This window comes from Streptomyces sp. NPDC107765 (assembly GCF_055657085.1).
In genome coordinates this window covers 1-17,948 of the sequence record NZ_JBVKBL010000005.1, presented here as the reverse complement: position 1 = coordinate 17,948, position 17,948 = coordinate 1, and the positions used below count along the sequence as shown (strand labels likewise).

At 71.5% G+C, this 17,948-nt stretch carries 18 protein-coding genes; 4 read left to right on the top strand and 14 right to left on the bottom strand.

Annotated elements, in window-relative coordinates:
- Nucleotides 1–39: 39 nt before the first annotated feature.
- From ACZ7MX_RS13990 to ACZ7MX_RS13965, 6 genes are all read right to left on the bottom strand, one after another.
- A complete protein-coding gene (locus ACZ7MX_RS13990) occupies nt 40–216 on the bottom strand; it encodes a CsbD family protein (RefSeq protein ID WP_362146358.1) in 177 nt (58 codons plus the stop codon).
- 149 nt (nt 217–365) lie between these two features.
- Nucleotides 366–1,355 carry a porphobilinogen synthase gene (gene hemB, locus ACZ7MX_RS13985; protein ID WP_472131836.1) on the bottom strand — a complete coding sequence of 330 codons (990 nt, stop codon included), beginning with the start codon at nt 1,353–1,355 and terminating at the stop codon, nt 366–368.
- A gap of 182 nt (nt 1,356–1,537) precedes the next feature.
- Nucleotides 1,538–3,187, bottom strand: a complete 1,650-nt coding sequence (locus ACZ7MX_RS13980) for a bifunctional uroporphyrinogen-III C-methyltransferase/uroporphyrinogen-III synthase (protein WP_472131834.1) — start codon at nt 3,185–3,187, stop codon at nt 1,538–1,540.
- Nucleotides 3,184–4,224 (bottom strand): hydroxymethylbilane synthase, encoded by a 1,041-nt coding sequence (gene hemC, locus ACZ7MX_RS13975; RefSeq protein WP_472131832.1) that lies wholly within the window; start codon nt 4,222–4,224, stop codon nt 3,184–3,186. Before hemC ends, ACZ7MX_RS13980 begins: the two co-directional genes overlap by 4 nt.
- A complete protein-coding gene (locus ACZ7MX_RS13970) occupies nt 4,221–5,627 on the bottom strand; it encodes a glutamyl-tRNA reductase (RefSeq protein ID WP_472131830.1) in 1,407 nt (468 codons plus the stop codon). Before ACZ7MX_RS13970 ends, hemC begins: the two co-directional genes overlap by 4 nt.
- Nucleotides 5,624–6,415 carry a redox-sensing transcriptional repressor Rex gene (locus ACZ7MX_RS13965; RefSeq protein ID WP_030416662.1) on the bottom strand — a complete coding sequence of 264 codons (792 nt, stop codon included), beginning with the start codon at nt 6,413–6,415 and terminating at the stop codon, nt 5,624–5,626. Before ACZ7MX_RS13965 ends, ACZ7MX_RS13970 begins: the two co-directional genes overlap by 4 nt.
- A 354-nt stretch (nt 6,416–6,769) precedes the next feature.
- Between ACZ7MX_RS13965 and ACZ7MX_RS13960 the strand changes: the two genes are divergently transcribed.
- The 4 genes from ACZ7MX_RS13960 (at nt 6,770) to ACZ7MX_RS13945 (ending at nt 10,765) form a co-directional block, all read left to right on the top strand.
- A complete protein-coding gene (locus ACZ7MX_RS13960) occupies nt 6,770–7,048 on the top strand; it encodes a glutaredoxin family protein (protein WP_030804011.1) in 279 nt (92 codons plus the stop codon).
- Nucleotides 7,049–7,208: 160 nt separating this feature from the next.
- Nucleotides 7,209–8,159, top strand: a complete 951-nt coding sequence (locus ACZ7MX_RS13955) for an HAD family hydrolase (RefSeq protein ID WP_472132510.1) — start codon at nt 7,209–7,211, stop codon at nt 8,157–8,159.
- Nucleotides 8,160–8,489: 330 nt separating this feature from the next.
- Nucleotides 8,490–9,275, top strand: coding sequence for an ECF subfamily RNA polymerase sigma factor, BldN family (locus tag ACZ7MX_RS13950; RefSeq protein WP_030416665.1), 786 nt, complete (start codon nt 8,490–8,492; stop codon nt 9,273–9,275).
- A gap of 278 nt (nt 9,276–9,553) precedes the next feature.
- Nucleotides 9,554–10,765, top strand: coding sequence for a DUF5667 domain-containing protein (locus ACZ7MX_RS13945; RefSeq protein ID WP_472131827.1), 1,212 nt, complete (start codon nt 9,554–9,556; stop codon nt 10,763–10,765).
- A 113-nt stretch (nt 10,766–10,878) separates the two neighbouring features.
- Here the strand turns inward: ACZ7MX_RS13945 and ACZ7MX_RS13940 are convergent, their stop codons facing one another.
- The 8 genes from ACZ7MX_RS13940 to ACZ7MX_RS13905 form a co-directional block, all read right to left on the bottom strand.
- Nucleotides 10,879–11,871: a lysophospholipid acyltransferase family protein gene (locus tag ACZ7MX_RS13940; RefSeq protein WP_472131825.1), complete on the bottom strand. Its 993-nt coding sequence runs from the start codon at nt 11,869–11,871 to the stop codon at nt 10,879–10,881.
- A gap of 14 nt (nt 11,872–11,885) precedes the next feature.
- The gene (locus ACZ7MX_RS13935; RefSeq protein ID WP_472131823.1) at nt 11,886–12,935 is read right to left on the bottom strand and encodes an NAD-dependent epimerase/dehydratase family protein; all 1,050 of its coding nucleotides are present in this window, start codon (nt 12,933–12,935) and stop codon (nt 11,886–11,888) included.
- Between the two features lie 200 nt (nt 12,936–13,135).
- Nucleotides 13,136–13,234 (bottom strand): 30S ribosomal protein bS22, encoded by a 99-nt coding sequence (locus tag ACZ7MX_RS13930; protein ID WP_003948845.1) that lies wholly within the window; start codon nt 13,232–13,234, stop codon nt 13,136–13,138.
- Nucleotides 13,235–13,354: 120 nt separating this feature from the next.
- Complete coding sequence (locus ACZ7MX_RS13925; RefSeq protein WP_014144137.1) at nt 13,355–13,564, bottom strand: helix-turn-helix domain-containing protein; 210 nt, start codon at nt 13,562–13,564, stop codon at nt 13,355–13,357.
- Between the two features lie 129 nt (nt 13,565–13,693).
- Nucleotides 13,694–14,509, bottom strand: coding sequence for a phosphatase (locus tag ACZ7MX_RS13920; RefSeq protein WP_472132508.1), 816 nt, complete (start codon nt 14,507–14,509; stop codon nt 13,694–13,696).
- 129 nt (nt 14,510–14,638) lie between these two features.
- Nucleotides 14,639–15,814, bottom strand: coding sequence for an acetoin utilization protein AcuC (locus tag ACZ7MX_RS13915; protein ID WP_472131821.1), 1,176 nt, complete (start codon nt 15,812–15,814; stop codon nt 14,639–14,641).
- A complete protein-coding gene (locus ACZ7MX_RS13910; RefSeq protein ID WP_472131820.1) occupies nt 15,783–17,096 on the bottom strand; it encodes an MFS transporter in 1,314 nt (437 codons plus the stop codon). The genes ACZ7MX_RS13915 and ACZ7MX_RS13910 overlap by 32 nt, the downstream gene beginning before the upstream one ends.
- Before the next feature lie 86 nt (nt 17,097–17,182).
- A complete protein-coding gene (locus tag ACZ7MX_RS13905) occupies nt 17,183–17,830 on the bottom strand; it encodes an HAD family hydrolase (RefSeq protein WP_472131818.1) in 648 nt (215 codons plus the stop codon).
- Between the last annotated feature and the right edge of the window lie 118 nt (nt 17,831–17,948).

The window sequence follows — 17,948 nt, the reverse complement described above, 5'->3', positions numbered from 1 at the left end:
GAGCAACCCCCGCGGCGCCGCAGACAGGTACGTGGGGCGTCAATGCCTGCGCAGCCGATGCGTCGCCTTCTCCTTCGCGTCCAGCCCGTGCCCGGCCGCCTTCTCGGCCTTGCCCTCGGCCTGCAGCTTGCGGTTGTGGGTCGCCTTGCCGACGACCTCCTTCATGGTGCCGATGACCTGGGCGCCCTTGGCCCGCATGGTGTCCTTGGCAGTCACGGTGACCCGCTCCTCGCTCAGTCGCGGTCTTCGTCAACATCGAGTCCGTGCCCCGCGTACGGCAGTCAAAACCTGGCAAGTAGGACAAAGCTCCCGCACCGGAACCCGGGGCGGGAGCTTGTTCTCAGGAAGGGGAGGCGCCGGGCAGCTCAGAGCCCCCGCGCGACCTCCGTCGCCCAGTACGTGAGGATCATGTTCGCGCCGGCCCGCTTGATGCCCGTGAGGGTCTCCAGGATCGCCCGGTCGCGGTCGATCCAGCCCTTCTCGGCGGCCGCCTCGACCATCGCGTACTCGCCGGAGATCTGGTACGCGGCCACCGGCACGTCCACCGCGTCGGCGATCTTCGCCAGGACGTCCAGGTAGGGCAGCGCCGGCTTGACCATGACCATGTCGGCGCCCTCGTCCAGGTCGAGCGCCAGCTCGCGCAGCGACTCGCGGAGGTTGGCCGGGTCCTGCTGGTACGTCTTGCGGTCGCCCTGCAGCGACGAGCCCACCGCCTCGCGGAACGGGCCGTAGAACGCCGAGGAGTACTTCACCGTGTAGGCGAGGATCGACACGTCCTCGTGGCCGGTCTGGTCCAGGGCATCCCGGATGACACCGACCTGGCCGTCCATCATGCCGCTGGGGCCCACGACGTGGACGCCCGCGTCGGCCTGGACCTGCGCCATCTCCGCGTAGCGCTCCAGCGTCGCGTCGTTGTCGACCCGCCCGTCGGCGTCCAGGACACCGCAGTGACCGTGGTCGGTGTACTCGTCCAGGCACAGGTCCGACATGATCACCAGGTCGTCGCCGACCTCGGCGCGGACGTCCCTGATGGCGACCTGCAGGATGCCGTCGGGGTCGGTGCCGGCGGTGCCCGCGGCGTCCTTCTTCTCGTCCAGCGGCACGCCGAACAGCATGATCCCGGCGACCCCCGCCTCCACCGCCTCGACGGCGGCCTTGCGCAGGGTGTCGCGGGTGTGCTGGACGACGCCCGGCATCGCGGAGATCGGCGCCGGCTCAGCGATGCCCTCCCGGACGAACGCCGGGAGGATCAGGTCGGCCGGGTGCAGCCGGTACTCGGCGACCATCCGGCGCATCGCCGGGGTGGTGCGCAGCCGCCGCGGCCGCGCACCGGGGAAGCTTCCGTACTTCGTCATGCCCACCACGCTACGCCCGCCCCGCACCCGCCTTTGCCGACGCGTCGTCGGCAGCCGCCCGGCGGCCGGGACACCCCTCCCGGGCCCCAACGCGCCGCGCCCCGCGCCCGGATGACCGGGCGCGGGGCGCGAAACGCTGTCGGACCGCTACTGTCCGCTGCCGTAGCGCTGACGTACCGCCGTCAGCTGCGGGCCCGGCGGCGGGAGCCCGGCCGGCGCTCGCTGGGGCGGGTGACCGGGTCGCCGGCCTCGATCGCGGCGTCCCGGCGCGCCGCGCCGAAGTCCGCGAGGGCCTCGGCCAGCTTGTGCACGGACGGCTCCGGCGACATCACGTCGACGCGCAGCCCGTGCTCCTCGGCCGTCTTGGCGGTGGCCGGACCGATGCAGGCGATCACGGTCACGTTGTGCGGCTTGCCGGCGATGCCGACGAGGTTCCGCACGGTCGACGAGGAGGTGAAGAGCACCGCGTCGAAGCCGCCGCCCTTGATCGCCTCGCGGGTCTCGGCCGGCGGCGGCGAGGCCCGAACGGTCCGGTAGGCGGTGACGTCGTCGACCTCCCAGCCCAGCTCGATCAGGCCGGCCACCAGGGTCTCGGTGGCGATGTCGGCCCGGGGCAGGAAGACCCGGTCGATCGGGTCGAAGACGGGGTCGTACGGCGGCCAGTCCTCCAGCAGCCCGGCGGCGGACTGCTCGCCGGACGGGACCAGGTCGGGCTTCACGCCGAAGGCGACCAGCGCCTTGGCGGTCTGCTCGCCCACCGCGGCGACCTTGATGCCCGCGAAGGCCCGGGCGTCGAGGCCGTACTCCTCGAACTTCTCACGGACGGCCTTGACGGCGTTGACCGACGTGAAGGCGATCCACTCGTAGCGGCCGGTGACCAGGCCCTTGACCGCGCGCTCCATCTGCTGCGGGGTGCGCGGCGGTTCGACGGCGATGGTCGGGACCTCGTGCGGCACCGCGCCGTACGAGACGAGCTGGTCGGAGAGCGACGCGGCCTGCTCCTTCGTCCGCGGTACGAGCACCCGCCAGCCGAACAGCGGCTTGGACTCGAACCACGAGAGCTGGTCGCGCTGCGCGGCGGCACTGCGCTCACCGACCACGGCTATGACCGGCTGGCCGCCGTCCGCCGACGGCAGCACCTTGGCGGCCTTGAGCACCTGGGCGACCGACCCGAGGGTGGCGGTCCAGGTGCGCTGGCGGGTGGTGGTGCCGGCGACGGTGACGGTCATCGGGGTGTCGGGCTTGCGGCCCGCGGTGACCAGCTCGCCGGCGGCCGCGGCCACCGCGTCGAGGGTGGTGGAGACGACCGCGGTGGCGTCGCTGGTGCCCAGCTCCGACCAGCAGCGGTCATCGGCGCTGCGGGCATCGACGAAACGCACGTCGGTGCCCTCGGCGTCACGCAGCGGCACACCGGCGTACGCGGGTACACCGACGGCCGCGGCGATGCCGGGCACGACCTCGAAGACGATGCCCTCGGCGGCACAGGCCAGCATCTCCTCGGCGACGTTCCCGTCCAGACCGGGGTCGCCGGTGACCGCACGGACGACCCGCTTGCCCGCCCGTGCGGCCGCCATGACAAGATTGCCGGAGTCCCTAAGGGTGGGGACGTCGGCGGGGATTGACGCCTCGTCAGCCGACGCCTGCAGCGGTGTGTCCACCTGCGCGCGGGTATGCACTCGCACGACGTCGAGCACCTGCGGGTCGGCGATCAGTACGTCCGCGGAGGCCAGCGCCTCCACGGCACGCAACGTCAGCAGACCCGGGTCACCCGGCCCGGCACCCAGGAAGGTGACCTGACCGGAGGCGGAATGGTTAGGGGCGGTGGGGTTCAAAGTGCTCGCTCCCCCATAAGACCGGCCGCACCCTTGGCGAGCATCTCGGCGGCGAGTTCGCGGCCCAGCTGCTGCGGAACCGACGACTCGTCGGGAGAGGCGGGTACGTGCGCGGTGGTGGACAGCTGCACCAGCGTGCTGCCGTCGGTCGTGCCGACGACACCACGCAGGTGCAATTCGTTGACAGCCTGCTCGTCGGCCTTGGGGCCTCCCCTGCTCGAGCGAAGTCGAGAGCTTGGGGAAAGGTCGGCCAGCGCCCCGACGGGTGCGGAGCAGCCGGCCTCCAGGGCGGCGAGCAGGGAACGCTCGGCGGTCACGGCGGCCCGGGTGTCCGGGTCGTCGAGCTCGGCGAGCGCGGCGACGAGGGCAGCGTCTTGGGCGGTGTGCCCCGCCCTGCACTCGATCGCCAGTGCCCCCTGGCCGGGGGCGGGCAGAACCACGTCGGGCGACAGCAGTTGCGCCGCCTCGTCGATCCGGCCGATGCGGGTGAGGCCGGCCGCGGCCAGCACGACCGCGTCCAGTTCGCCCTTCTCGACGAAACCGATGCGGGTGTCGATGTTCCCGCGTATCGGCACCGCCTCGATGTGCCGGCCCAGCGCGCGGGCCCACGCGTTGAGCTGCGCCATCCGCCGGGGGGAGCCGGTGCCGATGCGGGCGACGCGGTCCGGGTCGGCGGTGAGCTCCTCGAAGGTGAGCCGGTCCCGGGCGATCAGCGCGTCACGGGGGTCTTCCCGGACGGGGATCGCGGCCAGGACGAGCGACTCGGGCTGCGTGGTGGGCAGGTCCTTGAGCGAGTGGACGGCGAAGTCGATGTCCCCGGCGAGCAGCGCGTCGCGCAGCGCGGAGACGAAGACGCCGGTGCCGCCGATCTGCGCGAGGTGCTCGCGGGAGGTGTCGCCGTACGTGGTGATCTCCACCAGTTCGACGGGGCGGCCGGTGAGCTCGCGCACCGCCTCGGCGACCTGCCCGGACTGGGCCATGGCGAGCGCACTGCGGCGGGTGCCCAGCCGCAGTGGCCTGTTGGTGCTGTCTTTCATGCCCGCTCCCGTGCTTCATGACTGCCGCCGCGGGTATCGGCCCGGCTGACGGCGGCGACAGTCTGGGGGTCGAGATCGAAGAGTTCGCGCAGCGCGTCCGCGTACCCGGCGCCGCCGGGTTCGCTGGCGAGCTGCTTGACCCGCACGGTGGGCGCGTGCAGGAGCTTGTCGACGACGCGGCGCACGGTCTGGGTGATCTCGGCGCGCTGCTTGTCGTCCAGGTCGGGGAGGCGGCCGTCGAGCCGGGCGATCTCGCTCGTGACGACGTCCGCGGCCATGGTGCGCAGGGCGACCACGGTGGGGGTGATGTGCGCGGCCCGCTGGGCGGCACCGAAGGCGGCGACCTCGTCGGAGACGATGCCGCGCACCTTGTCCACGTCGGCCGCCATCGGGGCGTCCGCGGAGGCGTCGGCGAGCGACTCGATGTCGACGAGGTGGGCGCCTTCGATGCGGTGGACCGCGGCGTCGATGTCGCGCGGCATGGCGAGGTCGAGCAGCGCCAGCGGCGCGGTGCGGCCGGCGCGGGCGGCGGCGACCGTCCCGCCCGTGAGGACCAGGCCGGTCGCGCCGGTACAGGACACCACGATGTCGGCGAGCGCGAGCTCGTCCTCGACGCCGGCCATCGCCACCGCGCGGGCGGTCAGGCCTCCCCCAAGTTCTCGGCTCCGCTCGAACAGGGCGGTACCCCCACGCGCGCCGGGCCCGCCGGGTTCGGTGAGGATGGCCACCAGCCGCTCGGCGCGCTCGACGGTGCGGTTGGCGACCGCCAGCTCGCCGATGCCGTTGCGCACGAGGGTGGTGGCGGCCAGCGACGACATCGAGCCGGCGCCGATGACCAGCGCCCGCTTGCCGTGCGTCCAGTCCTCGACGTCCCGGCCGGCGGCGAGCTGCTCCAGGCCGAAGGTGACCAGCGACTGGCCGGCCTTGTCGATGCCGGTCTCGCTGTGGGCGCGCTTGCCGACCCGCAGGGCCTGCTGGAAGAGGTCGTTGATCAGCCGGCCGGCGGTGTGCTGTTCCTGCGCGACGGCCAGCGCGTCCTTGATCTGCCCGAGGATCTGGCCCTCGCCGACGACCATCGAGTCCAGGCCGCAGGCCACCGAGAAGAGGTGGTGGACGGCGCGGTCCTCGTAGTGGACGTAGAGGTAGGGGGTGAGCTCCTCCAGGTCGACGCCGCTGTGGCGGACCAGGAGGGTGGACAGCTCGGCGACACCGGCGTGGAACTTGTCCACGTCGGCGTAGAGCTCGATGCGGTTGCAGGTGGACAGCACCGCGGACTCGGTGACCGGCTCGGCCGACACCGCGTCCGCGAGCAGCTTGCCGCGCGCCTCCGGGGCGAGCGCGGCCCGCTCCAGCACGCTCACCGGCGCACTGCGGTGGCTCAGTCCGACAACGAGAAGGCTCATGCCGGCATCACGGCGGGCACGTCCCCGTCCGGTCCCTTGCGGTCGGCCGCGGCGGCGGCTTCGGCCGCGGCCGCGACGGCGGCGGCACGGCCGGAGGTGGCCGGGGCGCCGCCCTCGGGGGTTTCCTCGCCGGCCTTGCGCTGCTCGTGGAAGGCGAGGATCTGCAGTTCTATCGACAGGTCGACCTTGCGGACGTCGACCCCGTCGGGGACGGTCAGCACGGTCGGCGCGAAGTTGAGGATCGAGGTGACGCCGGCCGCGACCAGGCGGTCGCAGACCTGCTGGGCGGCGCCGGCCGGCGTGGCGATCACGCCGATCGAGACGCCGTTGCTCTCGATGATGTGCTCCAGCTCGTCGGTGTGCTGGACCGCGATGCCGGCGACCGGCTTGCCGGCCATGGCCGGGTCCGCGTCGATCAGCGCGGCGACGCGGAAGCCGCGGGAGGCGAAGCCGCCGTAGTTGGCGAGGGCGGCGCCGAGGTTACCGATACCGACGATGACGACCGGCCAGTCCTGGGTCAGGCCCAGCTCGCGCGAGATCTGGTAGACGAGGTACTCCACGTCGTAGCCCACACCGCGGGTGCCGTAGGAGCCGAGGTAGGAGAAGTCCTTGCGGAGCTTGGCGGAGTTGACCCCCGCCGCGGCCGCGAGTTCCTCGGACGAGACCGTGGGCACCGAGCGCTCGGAGAGCGCGGTCAGCGCGCGCAGATACAACGGAAGCCGGGCGACGGTGGCCTCGGGGATGCCTCGGCTTCGGGTCGCCGGTCGGTGAGTTCGGCCAGTTGCCACGGTGCTCCTGCGGGTAGAGCGGGGCTGCGGGCGACCGTATGGAACCCGACCGCCCTGTCTACTGCAGGCTATGTCTTTGTGAACGCGTGCACAAAGATGGTGTCCGCTTTGTCCGGCCAAAGTGATAGGGGTCACGCGCCCTTTCCGGCCCTCCGTGGAACCAACTCCCACGTCGCACCGTTCACTCGCGCCACCCGCACACCACGGCAGCACCGACGGGGACACGCGCGTGCACTCCTTGTCGCTATCCCCCCGGAAACCTACAAATCGTCCATCGATGGTAAGCGACCCCGGCCCGTCCGGCGCCCGTCCCGCCACCCCCTCGCTTCGTCGCCGACCCGGCACAATGGCTCCATGGCCCCCTTGTTCAGCCGCAGCCCCCGCAAGCGCCCCGCCGACCGGCTGGTCACCCTCGTCGGCAAGCCCGGCTGCCACCTCTGCGACGACGCCCAAGCGGTGATCGAGAAGGTCTGCGCCGAGACCGGAGCGTCCTGGGAGAAGAAGGACATCACCGAGGACGCCGAACTGCACCGCAAGTACTGGGAGCAGATTCCGGTCGTCCTGATCGACGGCGCCCAGCACGACTTCTGGCGTGTCGACCCCCAGCGACTGCGGACGGCCCTGGGCGCCTGAGCCGCCCGGGGCCGTCCGGACCCGCCCGCGAGTCGGCCGTAATGCGACCGTCGGCGGCTCCCGGCCCACCGGACACGCGCCCGTAACCGGAAGCACCGAACAAACTGGCTACGCTAGCGCCATGGCCGCCCGCCCCTCGCCCGCTCGCCGATCCGGCTGGATGCCCTCCGGGGCGCTCTTCGACCTGGGCTGGATCCCCCGCCGCCGACGCCCCGCCACCGCCCGCAGCGTGCTGGCCGGCGAGGCCGCCGCCGAGGCCGCCCGGAAGACCTCGCAGGAGGTCGATCAGGCCCAGGCCGTCGAGGAGACCCCGGCCGAACCGGAGTTCCCGGTCGTCGGGGACACCGCGGCCGCCGCCTTCTTCGACCTCGACAACACCGTCATGCAGGGCGCCGCGCTGTTCCACTTCGGCCGCGGCCTGTACAAGCGGCACTTCTTCCACAAGCGCGACCTGGCCCGCTTCGCCTGGCAGCAGATCTACTTCCGGCTGGCCGGCTCGGAGAACCCCGAGCACATGGCGGACGTCCGCAACAGCGCGCTGTCCATCGTCCAGGGCCACCGCGTCTCCGAGCTGATGTCCATCGGCGAGGAGATCTACGACGAGTACATGGCCGAACGGGTCTGGCCGGGCACCCGCGCGCTGGCCCAGGCGCACCTCGACGCCGGCCAGAAGGTCTGGCTGGTGACCGCCGCCCCGGTGGAGACCGCGACGATCATCGCCCGCCGGCTGGGCCTGACCGGCGCGCTGGGCACCGTCGCCGAGTCCGTGGGCGGGATCTACACGGGCAAACTGGTCGGCGAGCCGCTGCACGGCCCGGCCAAGGCCGAGGCGGTCCGCGCGCTGGCCGCCGCCGAGGGCCTGGACCTGTCGCACTGCGCCGCCTACAGCGACTCCGCCAACGACATCCCGATGCTGTCCCTGGTCGGCCACCCGTACGCCATCAACCCGGACAGCCGACTGCGCAAGCACGCCCGGGCACACGGATGGCGGCTGCGCGACTACCGCACCGGCCGCAAGGCGGCCAGGATCGGCATCCCCGCGGCGGCCGGAGTGGGCGCCCTCGCGGGCGGTGCCGCGGCCGCGGTCGCGCTCCAGCGCCGCCGCCGCTGACCAGGGCTGATCGCCCGTCGGCGCGGCGGGCCATCCCCACTCCCTACCCCCACGGGCTCCTGGTCAGTCCCCTTGCCACGGGACAACCACAACACGCCTTCCAACCAGGCAGATTGCGTTCCCTTCCGATCAATAGTTGCTCAGTATTCGATACTTGATCTGCCACCAACCCGTCACAGACCGTAAGTAATCGATGATTTGAGCAACTGGGTGTAGCGCTGCCTGTACGAAGCGTTATTCTCCTCAGACGCAATCCGGAACCCACACGTCCCTACGACGAGTGAACGGTCCCGCACTGCACGTGATGGAAGCTCTGCCTCTGGGAGTCCCGTGTACCCACACGTCGGGGTTGACGCCTCGGGCCTGGCTACGCTGCGTACGACACTCGTCGACCACCTGCGCAGTTTCGTCCCCACCGCGTACGCCGTCCCCGCATTCGCCTCAGCAGTCCCCGCCGCCGGACCCTGCTACGCCCTGGCCGACGGGAGCGCTGCGGTCGGCAAGGCCGCCGGCAGAACCCGCCGCGCCGGCGCCGGCACGACCACCGCCCGGCGCCCCGCCGACAGCGACAGCCGTCGCATGATGGACCTCGTCGAACGCGCCCAGGCCGGCGAGGCCGAGGCCTTCGGCCGCCTTTACGACCAGTACGCCGACACCGTCTACCGCTACATCTACTACCGCGTGGGCGGCCGCGCCACGGCCGAGGACCTCACCAGTGAGACGTTCCTGCGCGCCCTGCGCCGCATCGGCACCTTCACCTGGCAGGGCCGTGATTTCGGCGCCTGGCTGGTGACCATCGCCCGTAACCTCGTCGCCGACCACTTCAAGTCCTCGCGCTTCCGTCTGGAAGTCACCACCGGAGAGATGCTCGACGCCAACGAGGTCGAGCGCAGCCCCGAGGAGTCGGTCCTCGAGTCCCTCTCCAACGCCGCCCTCCTGGAGGCGGTACGCAAGCTCAACCCCCAACAGCAGGAATGCGTCACGCTGCGGTTCCTGCAGGGCCTCTCGGTCGCCGAGACCGCCCGCGTCATGGGCAAGAACGAGGGCGCCATCAAGACCCTCCAGTACCGCGCCGTCCGCACCCTCGCGCGCCTCCTCCCCGAAGACGCCCGCTGACCCACCCCCCTCGTTCCGTGCTTCTCCGCCCCTCCGCGCGCCGCACCACGCTCACGCCTGGTGACCGGCCGTGCCCGGTCGGTCAGATCATCGTGAGTGCGTAACCCGAGTGCCGCGCCGCTCGTTGTGCGGGGTGCAGGCTCCATGCGGTCACGCCATGCCCGCTGCCTCTCACTCGATCGAGTGGCCGCGGACATCGGTGTGCAACCGTCCGGCCCGTCTGGATAGTCAAAGCCAGTCCGGGGAGTCGAGCGGGATGATGAGAGGAGGTGCCGCCCGTGATCGCGAATGTCTCGGTGCACCGGCGGGCCAACGCCTTCGCCCAGACCCTGGAGGAGCAGGTCCTCAAGGGCGCGGCGGCCGAGGAACAGGTCGACAATCCGGCACAGACGCCGGGCGAGGCACGGCTGTTGGCGGTCGCCGACGGTCTCGGGAGGCTTCCACGGCCGGAGATGGCCGCCGAGGTCAAGACTGTCCAGCGCGCTCAGCTCCTCGCCGCGATGGAGTCCGCCTTCGCCGAAGGCACTCCGTCCGAGGGTGCCAGGGTGCCCGAGCAGCGCGAACACAAGGGCGCGCACCGCGCCGACAAATCGATCGGCCGGCTGCGGCCGCGCTCCCGGCTCTCCAAAGGACTGGCCGCCGGCGGGCTGACCGTCGGCGTCGCGGCCGGAGCCTTCACCGGGGTCGCCGCCGCCAGCTCCGACGCCCTGCCCGGTGACTCCCTCTACGGCCTCAAGCGGGGCATGGAGGACCTCAGGCTCGGCATGGCCGACGACGACTCCGACCGCGGCCGGCTCTACCTCGACCAGGCGTCCACCCGCATGTTCGAGGCGCGCCGCCTGATGGAGCGGGCCCGGGCCGCCGACCTCGACCACGAGTCGCTCGGCGAGGTCCGCCGCGCCCTGTCCGGGGTGAAGCACGACGCGGGCGAGGGCCACCGCCTGCTGCACGCGGCGTACGAGCGGGACGGCTCGCTCGGCCCCATCCAGGCGCTGAACTCCTTCACCCGGTCCCATCGCAGCACGTGGTCGCAGCTGCGCGACAAGCTCCCGGTGCAGCTCATGGACGTCCGCGACCAGGTCAGCTCGGTCTTCGACGCCATAGACCAAGAGGTCGGTCCGCTCCGTTCGCTGCTGCCGCAGGCCCCCGACGGCAAGAACCACCCGCGCAACACCCCGGCCTCCGCGGGCACCGGCTCCGGTCCCGACGGCCACCCGGCCCCCTCCGGCCACGGCTCCGCCACCAGGGGCCACTCCGCGGGCCCGCACGCCCCCCGTCCGTCGGCCTCCCCGTCCCAGGAGGACGGTCTGCTCGGCGGCAACACCGGCGGTCTGCTCGACCCGCAGGACAAGGCCGACAGCCCGTCCCCGCACGACGCCGGCCACGGCACGGGAGGCCACCCCGGCGGCCATCCCGACGTCACCCTGCCCCCGCTGCTCCCGGGCCTGCTGCCCGGCCTGGGCATCGACGGCCAGGACCTCCCGAAGTAACGCCACGCCGCGCCGGGTGCGGCGGCGTTCGACGCTCCTCATATGACGGGCCGCCGCACGGCGGCCCGTCAGAAGAACACCGAACGCCGCCGCACCAACAGCTTGCGAAGAGCTCAGAAAAACACCGAACGCCGCTGCACCAGCAGCTTGTAGAGGGTGTGCTGAATCGTTTCGCGCACCTGGTCGGTGAGGTTGAACATCAGCATCGGGTCGTCCGCGGCCTCCGGCGGATAGCCGTCGGTCGGGATCGGCTCGCCGAACTGGATCGTCCACTTCGTCGGCAGCGGTACCGCGCCCAGCGGGCCCAGCCACGGGAACGTCGGCGTGATCGGGAAGTACGGCAGCCCCAGCACCCGCGCCAGGGTCTTGGAGTTCCCGATCATCGGGTAGATCTCCTCCGCACCCACGATCGAGCACGGCACGATCGGCACCCCGGCCTTCAGCGCCGTCGACACGAAGCCGCCCCGCCCGAAGCGCTGCAGCTTGTAGCGGTCCGCGAAGGGCTTGCCGATGCCCTTGAAGCCCTCCGGCATCACCCCGACGATCTCGCCGCGCTCCAGCAGCCGCTGGGCGTCCTCCGCACACGCGAGGGTGTGCCCGGCCTTGCGCGCCAGCTCGTTTATCACCGGCAGCACGAACACCAAATCCGCCGCCAGCAGCCGCAGGTGACGCTGCGCCGGGTGGTTGTCGTGCACCGCGACCTGCAGCATCAGGCCGTCCAGCGGCAGCGTCCCGGAGTGGTTGGCGACGACCAGCGCCCCGCCGTCCGCGGGGATGTTCTCGATGCCCTTGACCTCGACCCGGAAGTACTTCTCGGCGAAGGGCCGCAGCAGCGACATCAGGACCTGGTCGGTCAGCTCCTCGTCGTAGCCGAAGTCGTCGACCTCGTAGTCGCCGGTGATCCGGCGGCGCAGGAACGCCAGTCCGCCCGCGATCCGCTCGTCCAGGGAGCGCGGCCGGGGCGGCGGGGGTGCCGCCGGCGGGTGCTCGGTCCGGGCCTCCGGTACGGGCGCCAGCGCGGCACCGCGCCCGCCGCGCCCGGCCCGCCGGGCCTTCCGGCGCGCCCGGGGCTCCTCGCCGAAGGGAATGACCTTGGCGTCCGCCATGGTGGGTGACCTCCTCACTGGGCCGGGGTCCGGCGTGCGGTGAGCACGCCGGCGAGCCGGTCGACGGTGCGGGCGAGGGACTCGGGCGGCAGCAGCCCGGGTCCGCGACTGCGGGCGAATTCCGCGAAGGCCTCCGCCGTCGTGTACTTGGGGTGGAACCCCAGTGTCTCGCGCATCTGCGTCGTCTCGACGACCCTGCCGTGCGTGAGCAGCCGGATCTGTTCCGGCGAGAAGTCCGTGATGCCGACGGACCTCAGGGCGGTGCCGGCCCAGGTCACCGTCGGCAGCAAGAGCGGCAGGGTGGGCCGGCCGAGCCGCCGGGAGGTCTGCGAGAGCAGCAGGACGCCGTCGCCGGCGATGTTGAAGGTGCCGCTGTTGAGCGTGCCCCGGCGCGGCGCGGCGGCGGCGATCCGCAGCACGTCGAGGGCGTCGTCCTCATGGACGAACTGCAGCCGCGGGTCGTAACCGAGGACCGTGGGCAGAACGGGCAGCGAGAAGTACTCGGCGAGCGGGGAATCCGCGCACGGCCCGAGGATGTTGGCGAACCTCAGGATGCAGACGGCCACGTCGGGCCGGCGCCGGGCGAAGCCGCGGACGTACCCTTCGACCTCGACGATGTCCTTGGCGAAGCCTCCGCTGGGCAGCGACTTCGGGGTGGTGGTCTCGGTGAAGACGGCCGGGTCGCGGGGCGCGGAGCCGTAGACGCTGGTGCTGGACTTGATGACCACGCGCTCGACGTTCGGGGCCTTCTGGCAGGCACCCAGCAGCTGCATCGTCCCGATGACGTTGGTTTCCTTCACCGAGGTGCGGCCGCCGCGTTTGCCCAACGGCGTCCCGTTGATATCCATATGGACCACCGTGTCGACGCGGGTTTCGGCCAGGACCCTGGCGATCGCCGGGTGCCGGATGTCGGCCCTGAGGAATTCGGCACCGCCCAGATGGTGCTCGGGTGCCACCGCGTCGACCCCGATCACCCGGTCGACGTCCGGATCGCGCCGGATCCGGCGGACGAATCTGCCGCCCAGCTGCCGTGCGACTCCCGTGACGAGCACGACCTTGCCCAAGATCAGCCCTACCTTCCCGCCGCGACCTGCGCGTAGCCCAGCTGTGCGGTCAACGCTATCGGGTCGGTGTTGCGCAGTGATGACCACGGGATGCCCACGACGACATTTCCGTCCCACCACCGTCCATACGGCCCACAACGCGCCGCAGCCCCCGACCGCACCAAGGCGATGGGGGGCTGCGAAATCGCGATCAGCGTCGCTTACTTCTTGTTACGACGCTGAACACGGGTGCGCTTGAGCAGCTTGCGGTGCTTCTTCTTGGCCATCCGCTTGCGCCGCTTCTTGATAACAGAGCCCACGACTACCCTCGCTCACTTCGAATCACTCGGTGCGGGGCGTCCGAGCCCACACTACCTACATCGGGCCAGCCTACCCGGCACCGGGCGAACGGCGTAATCCGAGGGTCGGCGGGGTGTCCGTCAGGCCGATTCCACCCCCACGTAGGACTCCCGGAGGTAGTCGTGAACCGCCTGCTCCGGGACCCGGAATGACCTCCCGACCCGAATCGCGGGCAGATGACCGCTGTGCACCAAGCGGTACACGGTCATCTTGGACACTCGCATCACCGTGGCGACTTCCGCCACCGTAAGGAACACGACCTCGTTCAGAGGCCTCTGGTCAGCAGCCATGAACACACCTGCACCTTCCGCATAAGACGGTCACCGGCTTCCCCTCCGGTGACTCTTCGTCGCTATGCGCTCACTCCCCAGATTAGGGGCGGGTGATGCGAGTGGGGAAGAGGAGCAGCGAACAGCCGCCTAATATGACAGACCGACACGATTCAGGACGTACCGCATGAGCGGCCGGTAGGACGCGGCCGGGACGGCATCGTCGAGCGGCACCACCTCCGAGAGCCGTCCCTCGGCCTGTCCGACGAACGGAGCCGGGTCGTCCGAATCCGCCAGCGCGATCGCCTCAATGCCCAGCTGACCTGCCCCGCAGGCCCACCCGTGGTCCCCGATCACCAGCCCCGGAAGCGGCCCTCCGGCGTCCGCGGCAGCCGCCAGAACGGTCCGCACCGGCAGCGGCGAATGGGTGTGTACGCCCCCCGCCCCGGACGCGCCCCGCACGCCGGTCTCTTGCAACATCGCGACTCCCCGTACGTAGCCCAGGGCCCGGGTGCGTACGCCGAACCGGGTCGCTATGTCGACACGGACGCCATACGCCGGGGTGAGGACGGGGCAGCCCGCCGCCGAGAGGGCGTCTGCCAGGCCGGCGTAGAACTCCAGTAACGCCTGCGGGTGTCCGGTGCCGAGCAGCACCGGCTCCGCCCGGCCCGCGGCGACGCCGATCCGGTCGGCGAACCGGTCGAGCGCCGCGATCGTACGATCCGGATCGATCACGTCCGGGCCGGAAATGTGCGCGGGATCGACCGAAACACCGCACTTCTGTCCCATCAGTCGCAGGAGTGCGCTGAGTGGCCACTCCCGCTCGGGGTCCAGCCCCAGCAGCACCCGGGGATCGCGCGCCGCGAAGAGCCGGTAGCGCCCCAGGCTCTGCTCCCGGGTCGTCGCGATCGTCCCTGCCAGCCGCGCCCCGATCAGATGCGCCCGCAGCTCCCCGGTGGCCAACACGCCGCCCATGCTCACTCGTTGGCCGGCCGGTCGATGCCCCAACCGACGGGTAGTCACACATCCGGGCGCATCCGCCCGCCGGCCCGTTCCTCCGGGGCCTGTTCCGCCGTCCCGTTCCGCCGGCCTCCGCTACGGCAGGAGACCGTGCGCCGGGAACACCGCCCGCCGGGTGGCCAGCACCGCCTGGTCCAGCCGGTCGGCCGGGTCGTAACCGCCGTCGAGGAAATCCCGCCACCGCGGCGTCCGGCCGTCCGTCATCCGCTGCGGCGCCAACTGGCGCGTCCGCCGGAACACTTCGTGCCGCCAGGACTCCGGCACCGGGGTGGTCGGCTCGATCGGCCGCCCGGCCGCGATCGCCGTCAGATGCGTCCAGCTGCGCGGCACCACGTCCACCACGGCATAGCCGCCGCCCCCGAGCGCGACCCACCGCCCGTCCGCGTGCTCGTGCGCCAGCGAGTGACAGGACTCGGCCACCGCCCGCTGGGCGTCCAGGCTCACCGCGAGGTGCGCCAGCGGGTCCTCGAAGTGCGTGTCGGCGCCGTGCTGTGTCACCAGCACCTGCGGGCGGAACGCGCCCAGCAGCTCCGGCACCACCGCGTGGAAGGCCCGCAGCCAGCCCTCGTCCCCGGTCCCGGCGGGCAGCGCCACGTTCACCGCGCTGCCGGCCGCGCCCTCCCCGCCGGTCTCCTCCGGCCAGCCGGTCTGCGGGAACAGCGTCCGCGGATGCTCGTGCAGCGAGATCGTCAGGACCCGCGGATCGTCCCAGAAGGCCGCCTGCACACCGTCGCCGTGGTGGACGTCCACATCGACGTACGCGATCCGCTCGGCGCCCAGCTCCAGCAGCCGGGCGATCGCCAGCGACGCGTCGTTGTAGATGCAGAATCCGGACGCGCCGCCCGGCATCCCGTGGTGCAGCCCGCCGGCGAAGTTCACGGCGTGCGCCGCGTCACCGCGCCAGACCGCCTCCGCGGCGCCGACCGACTGGCCGGCGATCAGCGCGGACACCTCGTGCATTCCCGCGAACGCCGGATCGTCGGCCGTCCCCAGCCCGTACGAGAGGTCCGCGGCGGCCGGATCCGCCGACGCCCGGCGGACCGCCTCGATGTAGTCCTGGCGGTGCACCAGCCGCAGCGTGGAGTCCCCGGCCGGCTTGGCCGCGACCACCTCCAACGGCCCGCGGTCCAGCTCGAACGCCTCGACCAGACGCATGGTCAGCGCGAGCCTGACCGGGTCCATCGGGTGCCCGGGCCCGAAGTTGTAGCCCGTTACTGCCTCATCCCACATCAGCTGTGCGCGGCCGCTCATGCCTGTCACCGTATCCGGCCCGCGGCGCACCGAACGCGCGGGCATACACGAGCGTCACCAGCACCAGCGCCATCGGCACCAACATCGCCCCCCGATAGCTCCAGGCGTCGCCCAGCGCCCCCACCAACGGAGAACCGATCAGAAAGCCCACGTAATTGAAGATGTTCAGCCGCGCAACGGCCATGTCCGAAGCTCCGGCACCCTGGCTGTCGTACGCGTACCGCCCGGCCGCCGCGAACGTCTGCGGCACGATCACACACAGCCCCAGCCCCAGCAGCGTGAACCCCGCCATACCCGCCCAGGCCCCCGGCGCCGCGGCCACCACCGCGAAGCCGCCCGCCGCCACCACCGTCCCGCACCGCACCACCGCGACCGCACCGAAGCGCCGCACCCCCAGGTCCCCCACCGCCCGCCCCAGCAGCGTGGTGACCATGTAGACGTTGTACGGCACCGTGGCGAGCTGCTCGGAACTGCCCAGGACGTCCTGCAGATACTTGGCGCTCCAGTTGGACACCGTCGAGTCGCCTATATAGGCGAACGCCATCACCAGACACAACGGCAGCAGCAGCCGCATCGCGACGGGAGTGACCGGCCCGGCAGGGACTGCGGGAGCTACGGAGGCGGAGGGTGCGCCGGGGACGCCTGGGGCACCGGGCGTGACCTCCGCCGGCTGCACGGGCATCGGCTTTCCGGGCCCGGCCTCGTCCCGCTGGTCCACGAACCATCGCCCCACGACCACCGCCAACGGCACCAGCACCGCCACCACCGGCCCGTACAGCAGTCCCAGCGACAGCTTCCAGTGCGCCCCCGCCCAGGCCAGCGACGCCCCCACGATGCCGCCCAGGCTGTACGCGGCGTGGAAGCCGAGCATGATGCTCCGCCCGTACGCACGCTGCAGGCTCACCCCTAGCATGTTCATCGAGGCGTCCAGGGCCCCCACCGCCAGCCCGAACGCCGCCAGTGCCACGGCCACCTGCGCCATCGACCCGACCGACCCCACGGCCAGCAACGCCAGACACACCACCGGCTGTACGCACCGCAGCACCCGGCTCGGCCGCACCCGCTTCACCAGCTGCTCGGTGACGAGGCTGCCGACGCCGGCCAGCACCGGCACCGCCGCCAGGAACGCCGGCAGCAGTCCGTCCGAAATCCCGTACCGGTCCTGGATCGCCGGTATCCGTGTCACGAGGAGGGCGAAGACCGCTCCCTGGACGAAGAAGCTGAGGGCGAGCGAAACCCGGCCGTGCCGCAGCTGCGCTCCCGGTGCCAGAGGGGCCGTCATGGCCGCTCAGCGTAGAACTCCCGGCTACCGCTGGGTAGATGGATCACACCGTCAATTCCGATGTGCGTCCGGCGGGTGATGCCGCGTCACAGTAGATCCGGCAGCTCGGCCATCCCGCCGAACAGCGCGGTCGCTCCGGCCTCCACCAGCTTCGCCGCCGGGGTCATCGCCGTGTACCCGTAGACGTCCATCCCCGCAGCAACCGCCGCCTGCACCCCCAGCGGACTGTCTTCGACCACCACACACCGCTCGGGCGCCACACCCATCTCCCGCGCCGCATGCAGAAAGAGATCCGGCGCCGGCTTCCCCCGCCCCACATCCTGCGAGGAGAAGACCCGCTCCGGCACGAACCACCGGTCCAGCCCCGTCGCCCGGTGCCCCACCCGGATCCGCTCATGACTCCCGGACGATCCGACGCAGTACGGAATACCGTCCGCGGCCAGCTTCTCCAAAACGTCCGTCACTCCCGGCACCGGCTGCAGCTCCCGCTCAAAAGCCGCGAAGACCCGCCCGTGAAAAACCTCGTCGAACTCCTTCGGCAGCCGCCGCCCGGTCCGCTCCAGGACGATGTCATGAATGCGGTGCATCGCCGACCCCATGTAGTCGCGTATCGATTCCTCGTACGAAGTGGGGTGCCCGAGCTCGGTGAGATAGCCGGCCAGGATGGTGTTGGACAGGGGCTCGCTGTCGACGAGGACGCCGTCGTTGTCGAAGATGACCAGGTCATAGCGCATACCCCTGACCCTAAACGCAAAATAGCCTCGTCCCGAGTTGAATTACTTCAACTCGGGACGAGGCTATTTCAAAATTTGTTCGGCGGCGTCCTACTCTCCCACAGGGTCCCCCCTGCAG